We start from the raw sequence: 19,912 nt of genomic DNA, 5'->3' as shown, positions 1-19,912 counted from the left end.
TTATCCGCCCAGCATGGAAAGATTTTTAGTGATCCCGGTGATGCCTTCCTGCAGGTAATGAGACACTTTTTTGTCGGCCAGACTCGACGCCACAAAGTCCTTAACCGCCTGCACATTGCCCGACTCTAATGACTCACGTAAATCGAGCCCCTGTTCACTGAATAAACATAAATGCAGTTTGCCCAGCGCAGTAATGCGCAAGCGGTTGCAGCTGTCACAGAAATCACTGCTATAAGGCATAATAAAGCCAATCCGGCCAACATAATCAGGATGCGCCAGTTCAATGGCCGGGCCAGCATCCTTATCACGCGGCAACGGCTGCCAGCCCTGAGCTTTAAGCGCTGCCAGATGGGGTTCGGCACTGACATGATGAGATTTAAAAAAGGCCTTGTGCTGGCCGGTTTCCATCAGCTCAATAAATCGAACTGTTACCGGCATGTCTTTCAGCCAGGTGGTAAAATCGCGTAACTGCGCATCAGCCCAGGGGCGCAGCAATACTGCATTAACCTTAACATTCATGCCCTCAACGATGGCTGACTCCACGCCATCGAGTACGGCATTCAGTTTGTCCTGACCACTAAGCAGTGCAAACTGTGCCGGGTCCAGACTATCCAGACTGATATTGACCTGTTTCAACCCGGCCCGGGCCAGTGGCGTTGCCAGTGAAGACAGTTTGCCCGCATGGGTGGTCATAGCCACTTTACTGATCCCTTCGGTTTGCGCACAGCTGGCAACCACATCAACAATATCTCGTCGCAGGGTGGGCTCACCGCCGGTCACCCGAATTTTCGAGGTGCCCATTTGCGCAAAAGCATTTACCAGGGTGTCAATTTCATTTAGGCTCAGAAACTGCTGGGCCTGGCCCTGGTAACCATCGGGCAGGCAATACTGACAACGAAAGTTGCATACATCAGTAATGGACAAACGCAGATAATAAAATCGGCGACCAAACGAATCTTGTAACAAATCAATGCCTTTAGGGTTAATGTCAGCTATCAGCATCGCACATTGTGCTGTATGGCCATTCTACCTTATGTCGGCACAAAACATAACCATTGTTATTTTAAGGGTATAAAAGAAGATACATGCGCCCACATCGCCAACCGGTTGATCCCAACACTCCTATGCAATGGCAGGTATTTCGGCAGTTATGGCCCTACCTGCTGGAATTTAAACAGCGGGTTTTTCTAGCCCTGTTATGCCTTGTAGCGGCTAAACTGGCCAGCATTGGCCTGCCTTTTATTCTTAAACATACCGTCGACAGTCTCAACGACGACACCATAAAAGCCCTGGCCGTCCCACTATCACTAGTGTTCGCTTATGGCGTATTACGACTGTCCAATGTGTTGTTGGGCGAGGTACGCGACACACTGTTTGGCCGCGTAACTGAGCGTGCCATGCGCCGCCTCGGCCTGCAGGTGTTTGAACACTTACACCGGCTGGATCTGGGCTTCCACCTTTCAAGACAAACCGGCGGATTGTCGAGGGACATTGAGCGGGGCACCAGTGGCATTAGTTTTCTGATGCGGTTTATGGTGTTTAACATCGGCCCTACCTTGCTGGAAATAGCGCTGGTGGTGGGCATATTACTGACTCAGTACGGCGTATTATTTGCGTTGATTATCCTCTGCTCGGTGATTGCCTATGTATGGTTTTCAATGAAAGCCACCGATTGGCGCACTGAATATGTCCGCCAGGTTAATCAGGCTGACTCCAGCACCAATACCCGCGCCATCGACAGCCTGCTAAATTACGAAACCGTGAAGTATTTCAATAATGAGCAATACGAAGCCAATCTGTACGACAGTAACCTGGCCCAATGGGAAACCGCGCGCCGCAAAAACCGTTTATCCTTATTTGCCTTAAACGGTGGCCAGGCTTTTATTATTGCTACCGCCATGACCAGCATGCTATTGCTGGCGGCCCTTGAGGTCAGCGAAGGCAATATGACCATTGGCGACTTTGTGCTAATCAACGCCTTCACCATGCAAATCTTTATGCCACTCAACTTTCTGGGGTTTGTTTACCGCGAAATTCGAGGTTCACTGGCCAATATTGAAAACTTATTTAAACTGCTCGACAGAACCCCGCAGGTAGATGATAGTCAGGATGCAACAACGCTGGTTACCCGTGAGGGGCGCATTGAGTTTGAGCAGGTAAGCTTTGCTTATCACGACGACCGCCCGATCCTCAGCGATGTTAGCTTTACGGTTGAACCCGGCAGCAAGGTGGCTGTAGTGGGCGAAAGTGGTGCCGGAAAGTCCACCCTGGTTAAATTACTGTTTCGTTTCTACGACCCGGCATCCGGCAGGATCACTATCGACGGCCAGAATATTGCAGACGTCACTCAGCACAGTTTACGTCAGCATATTGGCATCGTTCCCCAGGATACCGTGTTATTTAACGACTCTATTTTCGAGAACATCCGCTACGGTCGGCCCGATGCCAGTGAGGAAGATGTGCATGAAGCCATTCGTCTGGCCCATCTTGATCAGTTTATCAGTCAATTGCCCGAAGGTGCCCAAACCAAAGTAGGCGAGCGAGGCCTTAAGCTATCTGGCGGTGAAAAGCAGCGGGTTGCTATCGCCCGGGCGATATTAAAACGTCCGGCAATCATGGTCTTCGATGAGGCCACCTCGTCGCTGGATAGTCAGTCTGAACAAGCCATACTCCGTGCGCTGCGGGAAGTCGCCAAAGGCCACACCAGTCTGGTAATAGCCCACCGTTTGTCAACCATTGTGGATGCCGATAAAATTCTGGTTATGAGTCAGGGCCGGCTCATCGAACATGGCAATCACGATGCACTGCTCAGTCAACAAGGCGTTTATGCCGGCCTCTGGCAGGCACAGCAAAAGCAGGCGACTTAACCATGACAAACACAATGCCCGACGCGGCGGCCCTTAAACAGGCCATTAATCAGACTATGCCCTTTGGCAAATATGCCGGGCGTAAGCTCATCCAGTTGCCCGAACCCTACCTGGTATGGTTTGCCAAGCAAGGTTTTCCGGTCGGAAAGCTCGGTGAGCAACTGGCGCTGATGTACGAAATCAAACTGAACGGCATGGAAGGTATGCTTACGCCGTTAATTGAAGACTAGCGCCATGGTTTACCATCAAAAAAAGTACCAGCAACTCGAAGCAGATAAGCGCAGCCTGTGCTTACATGGCTGTATAGCCCGCAAAGTGCTGGCTGAGCCGGCACTGTTAAGCCAGGCCACAAGCACATTACAACAGCGCTACGAGCAAAAACTGCTCAGCTATGGTGCCTATCTGAACTGGCAGGCAATTCTTGCCCAGGTAAACACGCCTCAAAGCTTCATTAAAGCGATAACCGCCACCGATAAAACCACCACAGCGCTACGTCGTAAATCCATCTTTACCGGCGTCCTTAACGAAAAAGAGCGCAGCGATTGCCTCGCTGCGCTCTGATATCCGATAAAGACTACAGCCAACAGGCTACTTACTACGTAAGTGGTCTGCTACCAGAAACGCCATTTCCAGTACCTGATCAGCATTTAAGCGCGGATCACACTGAGTTTTATAGGCTTCCTTAAGATCTTCGTCACTGATTTGGTAAGCCCCACCAGTACATTCGGTAACGTGCTGCCCCGTCATCTCCAGGTGGATACCGCCCGCGTAAGTGCCTTCAGCTTCATGGGCCTGGAAGAACTGCTTAATCTCGCTCAGGATGGCATCAAAGTTACGGGTTTTATAGCCACTGGAGGCCGAGAAAGTATTGCCGTGCATGGGGTCGGAACTCCACACCACGTTGCGCCCTTCGGCTTTCACCCGGCGCAACAGACGCGGTAAATTCGCTTCCAGCTTGTCTGCCCCCATACGGGTGATCAGAGTGAGTCTGCCCGGATCGTTATTCGGATTAAGCGCATCAATCAGACGAATAAGTTCGTCTTCTTCCATTGACGGGCCAACTTTCACACCCACAGGGTTATTGATACCGCGGAAGAACTCAATATGCGCATGGTCGAGCTGACGTGTACGCTCACCAATCCATACCATATGCGCAGAACAGTCATAAGGCTTACCCGTTAGCGTATCAATACGCGTTAAAGCCTGCTCATAATTAAGCAACAACGCCTCGTGCGAGGTAAACAATGACGTTTCGTGTAACGATGGCGTATTGGTGGAGTTAATGCCAATGACATCCATAAACTCCAGGGTATCCTGAATGCGGCGGGATAAGTCCAGATACTTATCTTTTTGCGGGTTGTTTTCCAGAAACGCCATATTCCAGCGGTTCACTTCGTGCAGGTCAGCAAGTCCGCCCTGAGCAAAAGCACGCAACAGATTTAACGTGGCAGAACTACGGTGATAGGCTTCAACCAGACGCTGTGGATCAGGGCGACGCGCTGCTTCGGTAAACTCAAAGCTGTTAATAATATCGCCTCGATAACTGGGCAGGGTTATACCATTGATGGTTTCAAAGTCCGACGAACGTGGTTTGGCGTACTGACCGGCCATGCGCGCGACTTTGGTTACCGGGCAACGACCGGCGAAAGTCAGCACAATCGCCATTTGCAACAGTACTTTAAAGGTATCGCGGATCTTCGGTGCATTAAACTCACTAAACGATTCCGCGCAGTCACCGCCCTGAAGTAAGAATCCTTTACCTTCGCATACCTGACCAAGCTGGCGACGCAGCTCTCGGGCTTCAGCGGCAAACACTAAAGGAGGATACGAACCGAGGGTCTGCTCTACCCGGTCCAGTTCAGCTTTATCCTCGTATTCTGGCTGTTGCAAAATTGGCTTTGCCCGCCAGCTATCTGGTTGCCAGTTATTCACTTAGCACCTCTTTCAAATGGGAAATTTCAGAAAACGACTAATCCTTTAAAAGCCAGTTGCATGTCGTACGGGAATAAAATGCCGCTGCTCATCCTTAAACAGGCATTCAAACTGACAATCAAAGGTTAACCACAGGTTAGACAGGTTGAGTACATCTCTGGTAGGTCCGTATGCAAGCATTTGCCCCGCCTTTACTAACAATACCGTATCGGCAAAGGTGTTAGCAATATTGATATCATGACAGCTCATAATTATTTGATTACCGACCTTCGCCAGCGCACTGAGCCACTGCATCAACACTGTCTGGTGACGAATATCCACTCCCTGGAGTGGCTCGTCCAGCACTATAATAGCATTACCGGATTTAATAGCTGGCCACACCTGTAACAACGCGCGGCTAATCATGATACGTTGTAACTCACCACCAGACATGCGGCTAACCGGTTTATCCAGCAAATCAGCAATATCCAGCTTCCGGATCAGCTCACCGGGAATGTCGCTGCTCTGGCAGGGACTTAAAAATTGCAGGCATTCGCGACCGCTAAGTTCGAACTGAATACTGTGTTGCTGAGCAACAAAACAGCGATGTACCGATAGCACCGCCAGCGGCGTTGCATAAACATCGGTTTGCCCCCAGTGTACTTTGCCCTGCTCCGGCTCTATCAGGCCAGCCAGCACCAGTAACAAGGTTGATTTTCCTGCACCATTGGCTCCCAGCAGACAGGTAATGCCCGGTTGCCTGATAGTGACCGAGATATTATTCAGACGCTGGTCAAGAGAGATGTTCTCAAGCGCAATCGGCAGGTTCATTTAAACTGCCCTTTGAGTAATGCATAGAGCAGCAGCGGGCCACCCAGAGACGCTGTAACCATGGAGACCGGCAAGGACGCATAAGGCAACAAATCCGAGAACAATGCCACCAGCAATAACAAAACCGCGCCACAAAAAGCACTGGCAGGCAGTACCAACCGGTTATCAAACCCCATCAGTAAACGAACGTAATGAGGCACCAGCAACCCTAAAAAGGCAATAGAGCCGGCAATAGCAACCGCCGCCCCCACCGCCAGGGCGCAGGCTATAAGCACAACCTTACTCTCGTGAGTCGGGTCGATGCCTGCACTGCGCGCCGTCAGTTCGCCGTTATAGAGGTAATTCAGCGTCTTACCTTTTGAGATAATAAGCACACAACTGCCCGCTATCAGTGGCGCGCTCCACAACAAAATCCAGCCGTCGGCCTGATGCAGACTGCCCATCACCCAGAACGTAAGATTACGCATCGACTGCGCATCGGCGAACAAATAAAGCCAGCCCATTACAGCGCTGGTTAAGGTGGTAATTGCGATACCAGCGAGGATCACCGCTGTGTTAAGCCCTCGCAAGCGCGTAGAGAGGCGATAGATAACCGCGGTCGATAGCAACGCGCCGGCAAAACAGGCCAGTGGCATGCTGTAATGCAGGGTACTGACCATCCACTCTGGCATCAGGATCAACACTAATGCCGCCATCAGGCTGGCGCCGCTGGCAATACCAATGATCCCCGGGTCGGCCAGTGGATTACGTAACACCACCTGCAAGGCCGCGCCACTTACACAAAGTGCTGCGCCTACAACGGTGGCCGTGATTGCCAATGGCAATTGTAAATTAACCAGAATGTACCAGCGTGTCTCTGCGGTAGTATCAGCCTGCCACCAGACACTGGCGAGCAATGCAGAAAAACACAACAGCAATACAATACCCAGTGCACCAAGAGTCCATTTGGAGGCAGGGGACGACATTAACTTCTGAGCGCCTTAATCAAGCCGTCTGAAGCTTCCTCTATTAAGCCAAGCACCAGTTCAAAGCCTTTTTTGCCACCGTAATACGGATCCGGTACTTCTTCATTCTCATAACCGGCAAAATCCAGCATCAGGCGAATTTTGTGATGATGTTCCGGGTCGCTCATCTCGCGCAGGTTTTCAAGGTTGCTCTGATCCATGGCCAGGATCAGGTCAAAAGTTTCAAAATCGGTGTCACTCACCCGTCGACACTTCAGCCCTTTAAAACTGTAGCCACGCTCCTGCCCGGCGGCTTGCGAGCGTTTGTCTGGCGGGCTACCAGTGTGGTAACCATGAGTACCGGCTGAATCTATGGTCAATTTAAGTCCTGCCTCATCAGCCTTGTGGCGGAATACCGCCTCAGCCGTGGGCGAGCGGCAAATATTGCCAAGACAGACAAATAAAACAGCTTTGGGTGATGTCATGGTAATTCCTATCTTTACGTCAGTATGCTTAGCCTGCAACTTTCCCGGCCTGCTGGCAATGCGACTTACCCCACCGGTTCGAGCGTGGTATTGTACTTATCATTAGCGTTGAACACTATGCTAAAACCCACGAAAAAAACAAAGAGAAAGATTAATGCCGACAGAAACTAAACCACACGTGCTAATGCTCTCCAGTTCCCGAATGGGCGACGAAGAGTATCTGGCCCATGCCCGCGAGATGATTTTACACCACCTCAGCGAGGAGCTGGACGTCTTGTTCATTCCATTTGCCGGGGTCACGCTGGGCTGGGATGACTATTTAGAAAAAGTCCGCGAGGCCCTTCCACAGCTCAATATTACCGGTATCCATAGCTGCGACGATCCGCAGGACGCAATCGCCTCTGCTAAGGCTGTATTGGTTGGGGGTGGAAACACCTTTAATTTACTCAATGAGCTGTATAAGCAGTCACTAATTGAACCTCTGCAGCGCCAGGTCAGCCAGGGCATGCCTTACATTGGCTGGAGCGCGGGCAGTAATATTTGCGGCAACAGTATCCGCACAACCAATGATATGCCGATTATTGAACCGCCCTCTTTTGCTGCGCTTAACGTTGTGCACTGCCAGTTAAATCCCCACTATACTGATTATCAGCGGCCCGGACATAATGGTGAAACCCGGGATGACCGGTTGTTTGAGTTCACGCGCCTCAACCCGGAAACGCCTGTACTGGCTATCCGGGAAGGCACTGCCCTGCAATATACTGAAGGACGGCTTACTTTGTTGGGTGAGCTGGAAGGTTTTTGTTTTAGCGGCGATGATAAAACCCCTATCGCGCCAGGCCAGGACTTGACCAACTATATTAGTTGAAGAGCTCGCCCAGTGCGGCAAAATCCGGCACTGACTTATAGGGAATAGTTGCCAGACGCGGCGCTGGCATTAGCTGCTCGAGCGTCGCCAGATTTTCATTAAAATAAGGCATATCGGGTGTCAGTGTATTGGCCACCCAGCCTTTGATATTAAGGCCGTCAGCCTTTACGGCTTCGGCAGTCAGTAACGCGTGATTCAGGCAGCCAAGACGCATGCCTACTACGATGATGACATCAAGCTGAAGGGCTTTCACCACGTCACTTAAAAAGCGTTGATTGCCAATGGGTAAACGCCAGCCACCAGCACCTTCCATCAGCAACACATCAGCTTGCCTGCTAAGCAGATTATCAAAGCCACCTTTAATCACACCTTCACTGATTGACTCACCGGCAAGCTCGGCGGCAATATGCGGTGCTATTGCTGGCTCCAACGCCACAGGATTTACCTCTTTAAGCGTTAACTCAACATTGGATGCCTGCTGTAAGGCCAGTGCATCCTCGTTTTGCCACTGGCCGGTCTGCCATTCACAGCCCGCTGCCACAGGCTTGTAGCCTATGGCACGCTTGCCGGCCATTACCGCGGCTTTAAGGAACATTGCGCTTACGTAGGTCTTGCCTACTTCGGTATCAGTGCCGGTAACGAAAAAAGCCTGGGTCAAAATGGTTTCTCCAGCGTCAGGTGTAATACGGTGTAGGTGTTGGTTAACGGCCCCTGCTCGTTGCGTGGCATCGCTGCTTCAAGTTGGTTTAGCGCTTTACGGGTTAGCCCCTGGCGCTTGGCGCCCAGCGCGCTACTGCCAGCGCCAACGCCTTTGATTGAGCGCAGCAGCTTCAAAATATCATCAAATTCATCGCGGTATTCAACAAGTTCATGTGTGCCATAGTTCAAACCGGTCTGGCTCAGCGCATTAAGCCAATCGCTGGCGGCGAACAGCTCGTTGATACGTAGCGATACTCCGGCAGCGCAACTTGCCTGGCGTAATTCAGTAAAAGATCCATTCACCATAATGGCCAGTTCAGCACGACCACCAGGGTGTAAAACCCGGGATATTTCAGCAAGAGCGACTTGCGGACCACGACACCACTGTAGCGCCATGGAAGAAAAAACCATATCAATAGCGGCATTCTGCCAGGGGAGTTGCTCGGCATCGCCCTGCACAAAATGAAGAGCTGGGTAATTTCGCTTAGCCTGCGCGACCATGCCAGCGGCTAAGTCGAGCCCGGTTGTCGTAGTGGCTATCCGGCTCAGGCGCTCAGTATGACGGCCGGTGCCACAGCCAATATCCAGCGCGTTGTTGAACATCGCAGCAGGTAAACGGGCAAGTGCTGCTGTGGCTATCTGCGCCTGAATATTGGCAATGTCATCATACTGTCTGGCTGCGCCACTGAAACGTTTGGCAACGTCGTCTTTTTTAGTTGCCTGCTGCACAGTTTTGCGCGGTTCAATCAGGGCCATGTTGTAACTCCTGACGCACCAGAGTCAGCCCGTCTATCAGAGCGTCTATGTCCTGGCTTGTGTGCACGGCACTGAGTGTAATGCGCAGCCGATCTGAGCCTTTCGGTACCGTTGGGTGACGCATGGCCGGCACCCATAGCCCTCTTTCCGACAATGCTTTGGAATACTGGCGGGCCAGCTCTGGTTCGCCCACAATTAACGGTTGAATAGCGCTTTCGGAGTCGAGCAGTGTCAGACCTTCCTGCCTGGCGCGTTGTTTAAAATAGGCAATATTGCCGTGCAGCTGCTCGCGCTGGGAGCCGGTGGTCACGCAGTTCAGCGCGTAAATGGTAGCCACCGCCTGAGCCGGCGGAAAGGCCGTAGAATAGATATAGTGACGCGCATAATTCACCAGGTAATCAATCAGGCTGTGACTCCCGGCCACAAAGGCACCGGCAGTGCCCACAGCTTTACCGAAGGTACCCATAAGGATCTGGCAATCCGTTGGCTTAAGGCCAAAGTTTTCTACCGAGCCCAGCCCGTTTTCGCCGGTCACACCAAAAGCATGGGCATCATCCAGCATCAGCCAGCTGCCTGTTTGACTGGCGCAACTGACCAACGCATTCATATCAGGGCTATCACCATCCATGCTGAACACCCCTTCCGAGGCAATCAGTCGGTTTGTCCCTTCGCACTTACCCAACAGGGTTTCGAGGTGGATTGTATCATTATGGGCAAAGCGGCGCAGGTTGCCCTGACTGGCAAGCGCCCCTTCAATAAACGACGCGTGCATAAATTTATCAGCAATAATCTCGCCGGACGAGGCAAATAACGCCTGACATACGGCCTGATTGGCGGCAAAGCCGGAGTTAAACAACAGCACCGCATCATAGCCCAACGCGTCAGCCAGCATAAGTTCCAGCTCACGGTGAGCCACGCTGTAACCTGTTACCAGCGGTGAAGCACCGCTGCCAGCACCAAATTGCGCCAGTCCTTCAACCCAGGCCTGCAATACGCCCTGGTCGTGACGCAGTCCTAAATAATCATTGCTGCCGAAGTTAAGATAATGCTTACCATCAATCGCAATAACGCCATCCCGCTCATAGTCGATGGCGGTGCGCTGGCGGTAATAGCCCTGCTGCTGGCGCTCTGTTAACTGCACATCTATAAAATCAAAGGCCATTATGCAGACTCGGTTTGACCTTTTTCGGTGGCGTCATAAAATAGTTCTGACTGCGGAGCATTTTGTTGTTCGATAGCTTCCTCGAGCGCCAATTGATGGGCTTCGTCAGAATATTCCCGGGTACGCTCAGAATTAATGCCCAGCTTCTTAAATAACACCACGTCCTCGTGCGTATCCGGATTTGAAGTGGTGAGCAGCTTACAACCATAAAAAATGGAATTGGCACCGGCCATAAAACACAGCGCCTGCATTTGCTCATTCATTTGTTCACGACCCGCCGACAGGCGAACATGGGACTTGGGCATCATGATACGCGCTACCGCAATAGTACGGATAAAATCAAAGGGTTCCATATCATCCAGTTTGTCCAGCGGCGTGCCATCAACCTTAACCAGCATGTTAATCGGCACACTCTGAGGCTGCTCCGGCAAATTGGCCAGCTGAATAAGCAGCGATGCGCGGTCGGACAGTGTTTCGCCCATGCCGACAATGCCACCCGAGCACACATTCATCCCCGCCTCGCGGACATTTTGCAGGGTATCGAGGCGATCCTGGTAGGTACGGGTGGTAATAATATCGCCATAAAATTCCGGCGAGGTATCCAGATTATGGTTATAGTAATCCAAACCAGCTTGTTTGAGGGCAACCGCCTGGTCGCGGGTTAACATACCGAGCGTCATGCAGGTTTCCAGCCCCATCGCCTTCACCTCGGCGACCATTTGGGTAAGGTAAGGCATATCGCGCTCTTTAGGGTTACGCCAGGCCGCGCCCATACAAAAACGAGTAGAGCCGGTTTGTTTAGCTTCTTTGGCGCGTTCAATGACCTTTTCGATTTCCAGCAGACGTTCTTTTTCAAGGCCGGTATCATAGCGGGCGCTTTGTGGGCAGTATTTGCAATCTTCCGGGCACGCACCGGTTTTGATTGATAACAGTGTGCTCACCTGCACCTGATTAGGGTCGAAATGCTGACGATGAACCACCTGGGCTTTAAATAACAAATCGTTGAAGGGCATTGCATACAATGCCTCCACTTCATCCCGGGTCCAGTCATGTCGAACGACCGCTTCAGTGCTATTATATTGTGATGCCAGCATCGCCTATCCTTTACTCTTATTGTCTGGTCGCTTAGTCTATGCGGCAGCAAAGACTTGTCAACCAAATTAACTTTTTAAACTTTACTATTGTGCATAATTTAACCAATAAAGAATTTGACCAACAACATATCTGGCATCCTTATACTTCAGCCATCGATCCCTTGCCTTGTTTTGAGGTCAGTGGCGCCAGTGGTGCCGAGATTAGCCTGGCCTCGGGAGAAACCCTGGTTGACGGTATGTCCAGTTGGTGGGCCGCTATCCACGGATACAATCACCCGGCACTCAATGCCGCCGCCCACCAGCAAGTTGATAAGTTTAGCCATGTCATGTTTGGCGGCCTGACCCACGAACCAGCCGTTAATCTGTGCCGGCAGCTGCTAAGCATGGCACCGGCGGGCCTTGAGCGGGTATTTCTGGCTGACTCCGGCTCAGTATCAGTGGAAGTGGCCATTAAAATGGCCGTACAGTACTGGGCGTGTCAGGGCCGACCGGAAAAATCGCGGCTTATTGCGCCCCGCAATGGCTATCACGGCGACACCTTTGCCGCTATGTCGGTTTGTGATCCGGTTAATGGCATGCACAGCCTGTTTACCAACAGCCTAACCAAGCACGTTTTTGCTCCAGCGCCACAGACCCGCTTTGGTCAGGCTTTCAGTGAAGACGACATTCTGCCGCTGGAAGAGCTTTTTGCCCGCCACCACGAAGAGCTGGCGGCGCTGATCCTCGAGCCTGTTGTGCAGGGTGCTGGCGGAATGCGGTTTTATCATCCCGAATATTTACGCCGATGTCGTCAGCTTTGCGATACTTACGATGTGTTACTGATTTGCGATGAAATTGCCACCGGATTCGGTCGCACCGGTAAGCTGTTTGGCTGCGATCATGCCGAGATTAGCCCGGACATTATGTGTGTTGGCAAGGCTCTGACCGGCGGTTACATGACGCTGGCGGCCACGCTGTGTACCGAGGATGTGGCACGCGGTGTTTGTGAAGGTAATCCCGGCGTATTTATGCACGGTCCCACCTTCATGGGTAACCCGCTGGCATGCGCGGTGGCCGGTGCGAGCTTATCACTGATTAATCAGGGTGACTGGCAGGTTCAGGTACAAGGCATAGAAACCCAGCTTAAAGCCGAGCTTTCCCGCTGTAATGAACTTGCCTGCGTGCAGGATGTCAGAATATTAGGTGCTATTGGCGTAGTGGAAACCAAACACCCGGTAGATATGAAACGTTTACAGCCTTTGTTTGTAAAAAATGGCGTGTGGATCCGACCATTTGGCAAGCTGGTGTATATTATGCCCCCCTACGTCATTTCATCTGAGCAGCTCAGCCGCTTAAGTGATGCCATCTATCACTGCCTGAGCCACACTTACGGTTAAGACATTAAGGAGCGCGCAATCAATGATTATCCTGCGATTAATCGACAAGATAGTGTTTGCCGCGCTACTCATCCTGATGCTACAGGTGCCGATTGTCACCGACCATTATGTGCAATATCTCAACGGCTATGTGGATGCCACCCAGGCCGAGGTAGATCATTATCAGCAATTGGCCGACACCTACGGTTACACCGATATCAACGCTATGCTCACTGCCCTGCAGGCCAATCAGGACGCGCTGGTGCGTGACGATGCAAGGCACAAACAAACCGTGTTGCTGGCACATAAAGAGGCTCAGCAAGCCCTGAATAACCTGCGCACCAGCAACTATTTTGAGCAAGCCTGGTATTTTGCTCAACCTGCCCAGTACCAGCGACTCGGTCAGGTGTTAAACCTCTACCAGCCATCTTTGCCACTCAAACCGCAGGCCGTTGGCTCTGCACTGATTACCTCTCTTAGCCTGTATTTACTGCTTTGGCTACCGGTAGCCTGGCTTCGCCATCGACGCAAAAAGCACCGTCAGGTCTTCAGCCATTAACTTTTTTATACCTGAGTGCTTATTCAGGTATCAAAATTGCTACCTGATCATCATGGTATACACCTTTTATTTACAATTTATCGATTAATATTTATCCAGTATCGCGAAACGCCCCACTTTCAAGGGCCATGCGATTGAAGTGAGGAAAATAACCATGACAGATACACCGAAAAATCAGACATTAATTACTGGCCAACTGTTGCAAATCAGAGACAAACTGATGGCCAAGCGTCACCTTATCCCTGCCTCATTCCAGGCAGAGTGGGATTCTCTGGCCGAGAAAACCGAAATGTTCGATCCGGCCAACCAGGGTCAGTTAAGCCACGCAGGTAATCAGATGGTCACCAAGCGTTCGGCTTTCAAAGGCACAGTTAATGATTTACTGCAGTTAGTTGAAGCTATGCGGAACTTAAACCGCCAGATCAAAATCACTGCACATTAGTTCGCCGCTGCCCAGCTCCGGGAGCCGCCGCCGTATCACAATCGCCGCCTGAACCCGGCGCTTGCCATAGCTGGTCATGCGCTGGAAGTCTTCCCGGGCAACCGGCACGTGCTGGTAGTCAAGGATCCGTGATACGGCCGTGTCGGTATCAGGGTCCGGATCGTGAATATATACACAGTGTTCATCGGTTCCGGTGATCACTACCCAATGCGGGGCTTTTGAGCGATCCAACCGATAAGTACTGATAAGGCACATCAGGGCACTACTTGGCGCATTGGCTTCCTTATCCAGAATTTCCAGCCAGTTACTGTAGAATACCGGTACTTGACGGGCCTCTGCGTCGGCCAAAAATTGTTTCTCCACGCTGGCCAGTGTCTGGCGTTTATGCTCATTGCGCACGCCGTCAACAAATAGCGGGCCTTCGTGACTTAAATACACCTTCACATCAAACCCACGCTCCATTGCAGACATTGCCAGACCCAATGGGTGGGTACCAGCGGGACCGCTGGTCATGTACACGGTATTCGATTCACGCCAGATCGCGAATTCTTCTGTTTGTGACAAGCGGATGGCAGGATCCAACATCCCCATGGCCATCATCAGACTGGCTGGCCCACAGGTAAATGCGGTGGATTGCTGATACCACGGGCATAACCTGTGCTGAATATCCGGTGTATCCAGCGGCAATGCTTTTTGCATGCGGATGGCGGTGGCATCATCCTCATAGTAATGGGGAGTCACCGCGAACGACTCAAACCCCAACCGTGTATAGAGACTGATGGCCGACGCATTGTGCTCAGCCACTTCCAGCCGCATATAACGCTTGCCGCGTTTACTGGCACGTTTTTCCAGATACCCGATAATAGCTTCTGCCATCCCCTGCCCCCGCGCTTGTGGCGCAACAGCCAGCGAATATAAGCGGGTCAGCAACGTACCGCGCCGGACTAAAAGTAATCCATAACCCACCAGCTCACCTTCGGCATCGGCCACCACCATCTCAGCATTGCTGCTGTGCAGGTAATGCCGGAAGCTGCGACGGCTAAGCCTGTCAGCACTGAAACAGGTATTTTCCAGCGCCAGCAGCGCAGCCAGATCGCTGTTATGCGCTGGCCTTAACAACCAGGGCGAATGTTCGGCGTTCATGCCTGGCGCCCCCGGCGTTCAAGGCGGCTGACGAACTCCTGCATGATCAGCAAGTATAATTCGTTGCCCAGGTATTTATCTTCAATGCCGGCATCGATATTGGGGTTGTCGTTCACTTCAATCACATAAACTTTATTGCCCCGTTGTTTTATGTCCACGCCGTACAGCCCTTTCCCCGCTACATCAGCCGCTGCAATCGCCGCCTTGAGTACCTGTTTAGGCACTTCGAAGGTTGGCATGGTAACGAAGTCACCTGAGTCTGATTTACCGTCTGCGTGGTTATAAATCTGCCAGTGATTACGCGCCATAAAATACTTACAGGCATATATTGGCCGGCCACCAAGCATGCCTATGCGCCAGTCAAACTCAGTAAAAATGTACTCCTGGGCCAGCACTAACGCGGAGGCTTCAAGCATCATAGCGAGTTTGTCGTGCAAGGCAGCCAGGGTTTCCACTTTATATACGCCTTTGGAAAAGGAGCTCTCCGGTAGCTTTAAAATAATTGGCAACTGCAATGCATCTATTAAAGCCTCACACGTAGTTAACTCTGCATCGGTCACAAACTGGCTCTTCGGTGCAGGCACCTTGTGATAACTAAAAGCATCCTGCAGAAAAATCTTATTGCAACAACGCAGTATGGACTGACTGTCGTCCATTACCACCACGCCTTCACGCTCCGCAGCGCGAGCCAGACGATAAGTCTGATGGTCAATCGCAGTGGTTTCGCGAATAAACAGTGCATCGTACTGCGCAACGTCACCAATGGTTTCTGCAGTGACTACCTCGGCGTGAAAGCCCGCTTTACCGGCCGCTTTAACAAACTGGGCAATGGCTTTTTTGTCACTGGGTGGCGTTGATTCCTCTGGGTCGACCAGGATAGCCATGTCCCAGCGGGATTGTTTGCTTTTTGCCGAGGTGCGCCATTGCTGCTGAGTATACTGACTCAGTCGCTCAACAAAACTGCTATGCAGCGCATCAGGGATCGCATTAAAACCTACCGATTCACAGGCAACCGAGGCCTGCTCCTGTCGAACAGTGAGCTTCAGCAGCGGGCTTGGATAACGATTAAAAGCAGAGGCGGCAATACGTTTCAGGCGGCTGTCTTCCGTTTTTCCAAAGCACACAAAAAACTCACCGCCAAGGCTTTCGATAATGGCCTTTTCCTGAGGTTTAATGACCAGCGACTGACCTTCCTGTCCGGCTTTAACCAGGCGTAAATCATTAATGGTATTTACACTGGGGATCACCCGGTGCTGCCGGGCTTCTGCAAGCAATGAACAGTAATAACCGTTACTCAGGTATTGATCTGTGTCACAGAGGTTAATAACCCGCGTTTTCGGTTCGTTCCATTTTGGATAATCCGCCAGGTATTGCTCAAAACTCAAAACGGTTAATGAGGGTACGTCCAGCATGATGTGTTGATTTGCCACAATCAGAGTGTGATGCATGAAAAGTTGAATGTCCTTACACGAACGTTCGCAGACAATCGGCCCTATTGCCAGATCGCTGCCAGCGTTGATTTATTGCGCTATAGTACTGGTAAGCGAGTCGCGCGAATAACGGATTATTTTTATCGTTACGACCTGTTTTGTTTCTGCTGCGACTGATGTATTTGCAATGTGAAAGGGTTATGCTCTATTCTGCGCCTACCCCGGCACCATTGGTTGGTGCATAGGTTGTTCAAGGAGATTATATGTTGTTAGCGAGTGTCGCTATTCTCGTCGGGTTACCCTTATTATTGTGGAGTGCAGATAAGTTTGTTGGCGGCGCTGCGGTTGTTGCCAAACATTTTGGCCTGTCGCCAATTCTTATCGGGATGCTGATCATTGGCTTTGGCACCTCAGCGCCAGAGATCATCGTTTCGATTATTGCCGCAATGGAACAAAGTTCAGGCATCGCACTGGGTAACGCCTACGGCTCCAACATCGCTAACATCGCACTTATTCTTGGTATTACGGCGCTTATCAGCCCGATAGCGGTTCGCTCTCAAATTATCCGTAAAGAACTGCCTATCATGCTGGGCCTGACCTTCTTTGCAGCCTGGCAGGTGCTCGATTTACAAGTGTCAAAAGATGACGCTTTTTCCCTGCTCGGCCTGTTTATTCTATTGATCTCCTGGAGTATCTGGACAGGTATGAGCGGCGACAAAGACGCCCTCGCCGCAGAATACGATGAAGAGCTTAATCTTGCCGATACTAATCTTAAGAAGGAGACTCTGTGGCTGGTAATAGGGCTTATCATTCTGGTAGCCAGCTCCAGATTATTAGTATGGGGCGCGGTAGAAGTTGCGACCTACTTTGGTGTTAGTGATGTAGTTATTGGTTTAACCATTATTGCCATTGGCACGTCCTTACCGGAACTGGCTTCTTCACTGGTTGCGGTGAAAAAAGGCGAACACGACCTTGCGCTTGGCAACGTGATTGGCTCCAACATGTTTAATACCCTGGCGGTTGTCGGCATTGCCGGGGTCATTCACCCCATGGAAGTCAGCTCTGACTTCCTCTATCGCGATGTTCTGTTTATGCTGGTGGCGTCGGTTGCTCTGTTTATTTTCTGTATTGGCCTTAAAGGGCCTGGTCGCCTGAACAGGCTGGAAGGTGGTGTGTTTGTAGCCGCCTACGCAGGTTACACCTGGTATTTAATTAACAGTAGTTTTATCGGCGGCTAGTAATAATTGCGGGCAGCGCTGACTTATGACAGCGCTGCAGCATTAAGGGTAACCAGGCTCACTGAGCTGATCCCGGCCAGAATAAATAAATTAACCCCATAACGGTCGCTTTTGCGGCGATTGCGGCGCGAACGCAAAAACATGGTGACTAAGCTGGTTACCAGACAAGCCTGCAGTAACATTACCAGCGCATCTATATATTCAGCAGACCAGTTGGTGCGCCCTTCAATTCCCCAGAACTGTTGCACACCGGAAACCATTTCCGGCCGGGCGAAATGAAATAAAATTAAGCAAATAAGCAGCGATAACCAGGCGAGAGAATTTAAGGTAACAACCACCTTGTAATAAGTATCCTGCTCGCGGGATTTCTTCCTGCGTTCCTGACCAAATTTTTGCACTTGTTTCGTTGTCATTTACATCTGTATCGCTAGTATCCTCAAAGCGATTGAGTATACTAGCGCCTGTTTGGCTAAAGAGACTACCACACTGCTTATTATTCAAGCAGGCAACGGATGAAAAACGGCATTTTTACCGCTCTTGTACTTAATATCGGCCAACACGCCATTTTGTTTAATGAATCTGGATGCAATCACGCTTAGCCTATGCGATGATTTGCGATTAAATAAAGACACACTTTGATTGGAGAAAGTAACCATGACACACGCCCCCGTAGTTGACGTACTGGCTGGTAAGTACGCGGTTGGCGAATCGGTAACGGTAAAAGGCTGGGTTCGTACCCGTCGCGATTCAAAAGCAGGCCTTTCATTTATTGCTTTGCATGATGGCAGTTGTTTCGACCCAGTACAGGTCATTGCACTCAATACCTTACCCAATTATGCCGATATTCAACGTTTAACGGCAGGCTGTTCACTGGTGGTTACCGCGAATGTAAAAGCCTCAGAAGGCAAGGGCCAGGCACTGGAACTGGACGCCACGGCAGTGGAAATTGTTGGCTGGGTGGAGAACCCGGATACGTATCCTATGGCTGCTAAGCGCCATTCCATCGAATATCTGCGCGAACACGCCCACTTACGCGCCCGCACCAACGTTATTGGTGCTGTAACGCGTATTCGTAACTGTTTGTCACAGGCGATTCACCGCTTTTTCCATGAACAGGGCTATTTCTGGATCAGCACGCCAATTATTACTGCCAGCGATACTGAAGGTGCGGGCGAATTATTCCGCGTTTCAACGCTGGATATGATGAACATCCCAAAAACCGACAAAGGCGATGTGGACTACAGCGAAGACTTTTTCGGGCGCGAAGCTTACCTGACCGTATCCGGCCAGTTGAACGGTGAAACCTACGCCTGTGCCATGTCTAAAATCTATACCTTCGGACCAACGTTCAGGGCAGAGAACAGCAACACGTCCCGTCACCTGGCTGAGTTCTGGATGATAGAGCCGGAAGTGGCCTTTGCCGACCTGAACGATATCGCCCAGTTATCAGAAGACATGCTGAAATATGTATGCAAAGCGGTTCTGGAAGAACGTGCCGATGATATGGCATTTTTTGCCCAGCGCATTAACAAAGATGCTATCACCCGTCTGGAAAAACTCATCAGCAGCGACTTCGTACGCATGGATTATACCGATGCGATTACCATTTTAGAGAACTGTGGCAAAGACTTCGAGTTCCCGGTGAGCTGGGGTATTGACTTATCCAGTGAACACGAGCGCTATCTGGCTGAAGAGCATGTTGGTGCGCCAATTATCATGCAAAACTACCCGAAAGACATTAAAGCCTTTTACATGCGCTTAAATGACGACGGTAAAACCGTGGCGGCGATGGACGTCCTGGCCCCGGGTATCGGTGAAATCATTGGTGGTTCACAGCGTGAAGAGCGTCTTGATGTGTTCGATAACCGCCTGGAAGAAATGGGCCTGAGCAAGGAAGACTATGGCTGGTATCGCGACCTGCGTCGCTACGGTACCGTACCCCACTCTGGTTTTGGCTTAGGTTTTGAACGCCTGGTAGCCTATGTGACCGGCATGCAAAACGTGCGCGACGTTATTCCGTTCCCACGTACTCCGGGTAACGCCAGCTACTAAGTGACTGGTTCCTACCGGTTATTTGAATACTCACGGGGCGCTTTAAGCGCCCCGTTCTATTTTAAGTCGCCAGTGT

Annotated in this window: 21 protein-coding genes; 9 read left to right on the top strand and 12 right to left on the bottom strand. The window is 51.0% G+C overall.

What is annotated here, in order from left to right; translation table 11 throughout:
* On the bottom strand, positions 1-966 hold the full coding sequence (gene moaA, locus C6Y40_RS04155) for a GTP 3',8-cyclase MoaA (protein WP_105933491.1): 966 nt from the start codon (positions 964-966) through the stop codon (positions 1-3).
* A 119-nt stretch (positions 967-1,085) separates the two neighbouring features.
* Here moaA and C6Y40_RS04150 point away from each other — a divergent pair, with 119 nt between their 5' ends.
* The 3 genes from C6Y40_RS04150 to C6Y40_RS04140 are packed head-to-tail and all read left to right on the top strand — an operon-like array spanning position 1,086 to position 3,428.
* The gene (locus tag C6Y40_RS04150; protein ID WP_105933481.1) at positions 1,086-2,867 is read left to right on the top strand and encodes an ABCB family ABC transporter ATP-binding protein/permease; all 1,782 of its coding nucleotides are present in this window, start codon (positions 1,086-1,088) and stop codon (positions 2,865-2,867) included.
* Between the two features lie 2 nt (positions 2,868-2,869).
* Positions 2,870-3,097, top strand: coding sequence for a DUF3820 family protein (locus C6Y40_RS04145; protein WP_240621839.1), 228 nt, complete (start codon positions 2,870-2,872; stop codon positions 3,095-3,097).
* 4 nt (positions 3,098-3,101) lie between these two features.
* A complete protein-coding gene (locus C6Y40_RS04140; RefSeq protein ID WP_105933480.1) occupies positions 3,102-3,428 on the top strand; it encodes a hypothetical protein in 327 nt (108 codons plus the stop codon).
* A 27-nt stretch (positions 3,429-3,455) separates the two neighbouring features.
* On the opposite strand, the gene C6Y40_RS04135 is transcribed toward C6Y40_RS04140, so the two are convergent.
* The 4 genes from C6Y40_RS04135 to C6Y40_RS04120 are packed head-to-tail and all read right to left on the bottom strand — an operon-like array spanning position 3,456 to position 7,038.
* Entirely contained in the window at positions 3,456-4,799 is a 1,344-nt protein-coding gene (locus C6Y40_RS04135) for a class II 3-deoxy-7-phosphoheptulonate synthase (RefSeq protein WP_105933479.1), read from the bottom strand.
* Between the two features lie 45 nt (positions 4,800-4,844).
* Positions 4,845-5,609 carry an ABC transporter ATP-binding protein gene (locus C6Y40_RS04130; protein ID WP_105933478.1) on the bottom strand — a complete coding sequence of 255 codons (765 nt, stop codon included), beginning with the start codon at positions 5,607-5,609 and terminating at the stop codon, positions 4,845-4,847.
* Complete coding sequence (locus tag C6Y40_RS04125) at positions 5,606-6,574, bottom strand: FecCD family ABC transporter permease (protein ID WP_105933477.1); 969 nt, start codon at positions 6,572-6,574, stop codon at positions 5,606-5,608. Before C6Y40_RS04125 ends, C6Y40_RS04130 begins: the two co-directional genes overlap by 4 nt.
* Positions 6,574-7,038 carry a low molecular weight protein-tyrosine-phosphatase gene (locus C6Y40_RS04120; protein WP_105933476.1) on the bottom strand — a complete coding sequence of 155 codons (465 nt, stop codon included), beginning with the start codon at positions 7,036-7,038 and terminating at the stop codon, positions 6,574-6,576. The genes C6Y40_RS04125 and C6Y40_RS04120 overlap by 1 nt, the downstream gene beginning before the upstream one ends.
* A 154-nt stretch (positions 7,039-7,192) precedes the next feature.
* On the opposite strand from C6Y40_RS04120, the gene pepE reads away from it, so the two are divergent.
* On the top strand, positions 7,193-7,906 hold the full coding sequence (pepE, locus tag C6Y40_RS04115; RefSeq protein ID WP_240621838.1) for a dipeptidase PepE: 714 nt from the start codon (positions 7,193-7,195) through the stop codon (positions 7,904-7,906).
* Here pepE and bioD read toward each other — a convergent pair.
* Genes bioD through bioB form a run of 4 tightly spaced genes read right to left on the bottom strand, consistent with a single transcriptional unit; the run spans position 7,899 to position 11,617 of the window.
* A complete protein-coding gene (bioD, locus tag C6Y40_RS04110; RefSeq protein ID WP_105933475.1) occupies positions 7,899-8,564 on the bottom strand; it encodes a dethiobiotin synthase in 666 nt (221 codons plus the stop codon). The genes pepE and bioD overlap by 8 nt on opposite strands.
* Positions 8,561-9,361: a methyltransferase domain-containing protein gene (locus tag C6Y40_RS04105; protein WP_105933488.1), complete on the bottom strand. Its 801-nt coding sequence runs from the start codon at positions 9,359-9,361 to the stop codon at positions 8,561-8,563. The genes bioD and C6Y40_RS04105 overlap by 4 nt, the downstream gene beginning before the upstream one ends.
* A complete protein-coding gene (locus C6Y40_RS04100; RefSeq protein ID WP_105933474.1) occupies positions 9,348-10,523 on the bottom strand; it encodes an aminotransferase class I/II-fold pyridoxal phosphate-dependent enzyme in 1,176 nt (391 codons plus the stop codon). The genes C6Y40_RS04105 and C6Y40_RS04100 overlap by 14 nt, the downstream gene beginning before the upstream one ends.
* A complete protein-coding gene (bioB, locus tag C6Y40_RS04095) occupies positions 10,523-11,617 on the bottom strand; it encodes a biotin synthase BioB (RefSeq protein WP_105933473.1) in 1,095 nt (364 codons plus the stop codon). The genes C6Y40_RS04100 and bioB overlap by 1 nt, the downstream gene beginning before the upstream one ends.
* 89 nt (positions 11,618-11,706) lie before the next feature.
* Here bioB and bioA point away from each other — a divergent pair, with 89 nt between their 5' ends.
* From bioA to C6Y40_RS04080, 3 genes are all read left to right on the top strand, one after another.
* Positions 11,707-12,993, top strand: coding sequence for an adenosylmethionine--8-amino-7-oxononanoate transaminase (gene bioA, locus C6Y40_RS04090; protein ID WP_420836925.1), 1,287 nt, complete (start codon positions 11,707-11,709; stop codon positions 12,991-12,993).
* Positions 12,994-13,015: 22 nt separating this feature from the next.
* The gene (locus tag C6Y40_RS04085) at positions 13,016-13,531 is read left to right on the top strand and encodes a DUF2937 family protein (protein ID WP_105933471.1); all 516 of its coding nucleotides are present in this window, start codon (positions 13,016-13,018) and stop codon (positions 13,529-13,531) included.
* Between the two features lie 154 nt (positions 13,532-13,685).
* Positions 13,686-13,973 carry a hypothetical protein gene (locus C6Y40_RS04080; protein ID WP_105933470.1) on the top strand — a complete coding sequence of 96 codons (288 nt, stop codon included), beginning with the start codon at positions 13,686-13,688 and terminating at the stop codon, positions 13,971-13,973.
* Here the strand turns inward: C6Y40_RS04080 and C6Y40_RS04075 are convergent.
* Both C6Y40_RS04075 and C6Y40_RS04070 read right to left on the bottom strand, forming a co-directional pair.
* Positions 13,941-15,116: a GNAT family N-acetyltransferase/peptidase C39 family protein gene (locus tag C6Y40_RS04075; protein ID WP_105933469.1), complete on the bottom strand. Its 1,176-nt coding sequence runs from the start codon at positions 15,114-15,116 to the stop codon at positions 13,941-13,943. The genes C6Y40_RS04080 and C6Y40_RS04075 overlap by 33 nt on opposite strands.
* Positions 15,113-16,564, bottom strand: coding sequence for a RimK family protein (locus C6Y40_RS04070; RefSeq protein ID WP_105933468.1), 1,452 nt, complete (start codon positions 16,562-16,564; stop codon positions 15,113-15,115). The genes C6Y40_RS04075 and C6Y40_RS04070 overlap by 4 nt, the downstream gene beginning before the upstream one ends.
* A gap of 245 nt (positions 16,565-16,809) precedes the next feature.
* Here C6Y40_RS04070 and C6Y40_RS04065 point away from each other — a divergent pair, with 245 nt between their 5' ends.
* The gene (locus C6Y40_RS04065) at positions 16,810-17,784 is read left to right on the top strand and encodes a calcium/sodium antiporter (RefSeq protein WP_105933467.1); all 975 of its coding nucleotides are present in this window, start codon (positions 16,810-16,812) and stop codon (positions 17,782-17,784) included.
* 23 nt (positions 17,785-17,807) lie between these two features.
* Here the strand turns inward: C6Y40_RS04065 and C6Y40_RS04060 are convergent, their stop codons facing one another.
* Entirely contained in the window at positions 17,808-18,197 is a 390-nt protein-coding gene (locus tag C6Y40_RS04060; RefSeq protein ID WP_105933466.1) for a hypothetical protein, read from the bottom strand.
* 241 nt (positions 18,198-18,438) lie between these two features.
* Between C6Y40_RS04060 and asnS the strand changes: the two genes are divergently transcribed.
* A complete protein-coding gene (gene asnS / locus C6Y40_RS04055) occupies positions 18,439-19,836 on the top strand; it encodes an asparagine--tRNA ligase (RefSeq protein WP_105933465.1) in 1,398 nt (465 codons plus the stop codon).
* Positions 19,837-19,912: the final 76 nt, after the last annotated feature.

It is taken from the genome of Marisediminitalea alba (assembly GCF_002993365.1).
In the GTDB taxonomy this organism is placed as follows: Bacteria; Pseudomonadota; Gammaproteobacteria; order Enterobacterales; family Alteromonadaceae; genus Alteromonas; species Alteromonas alba.
Note: the sequence above shows the minus strand (reverse complement) of the source record. Positions and strands in the feature narration are given on the sequence as shown.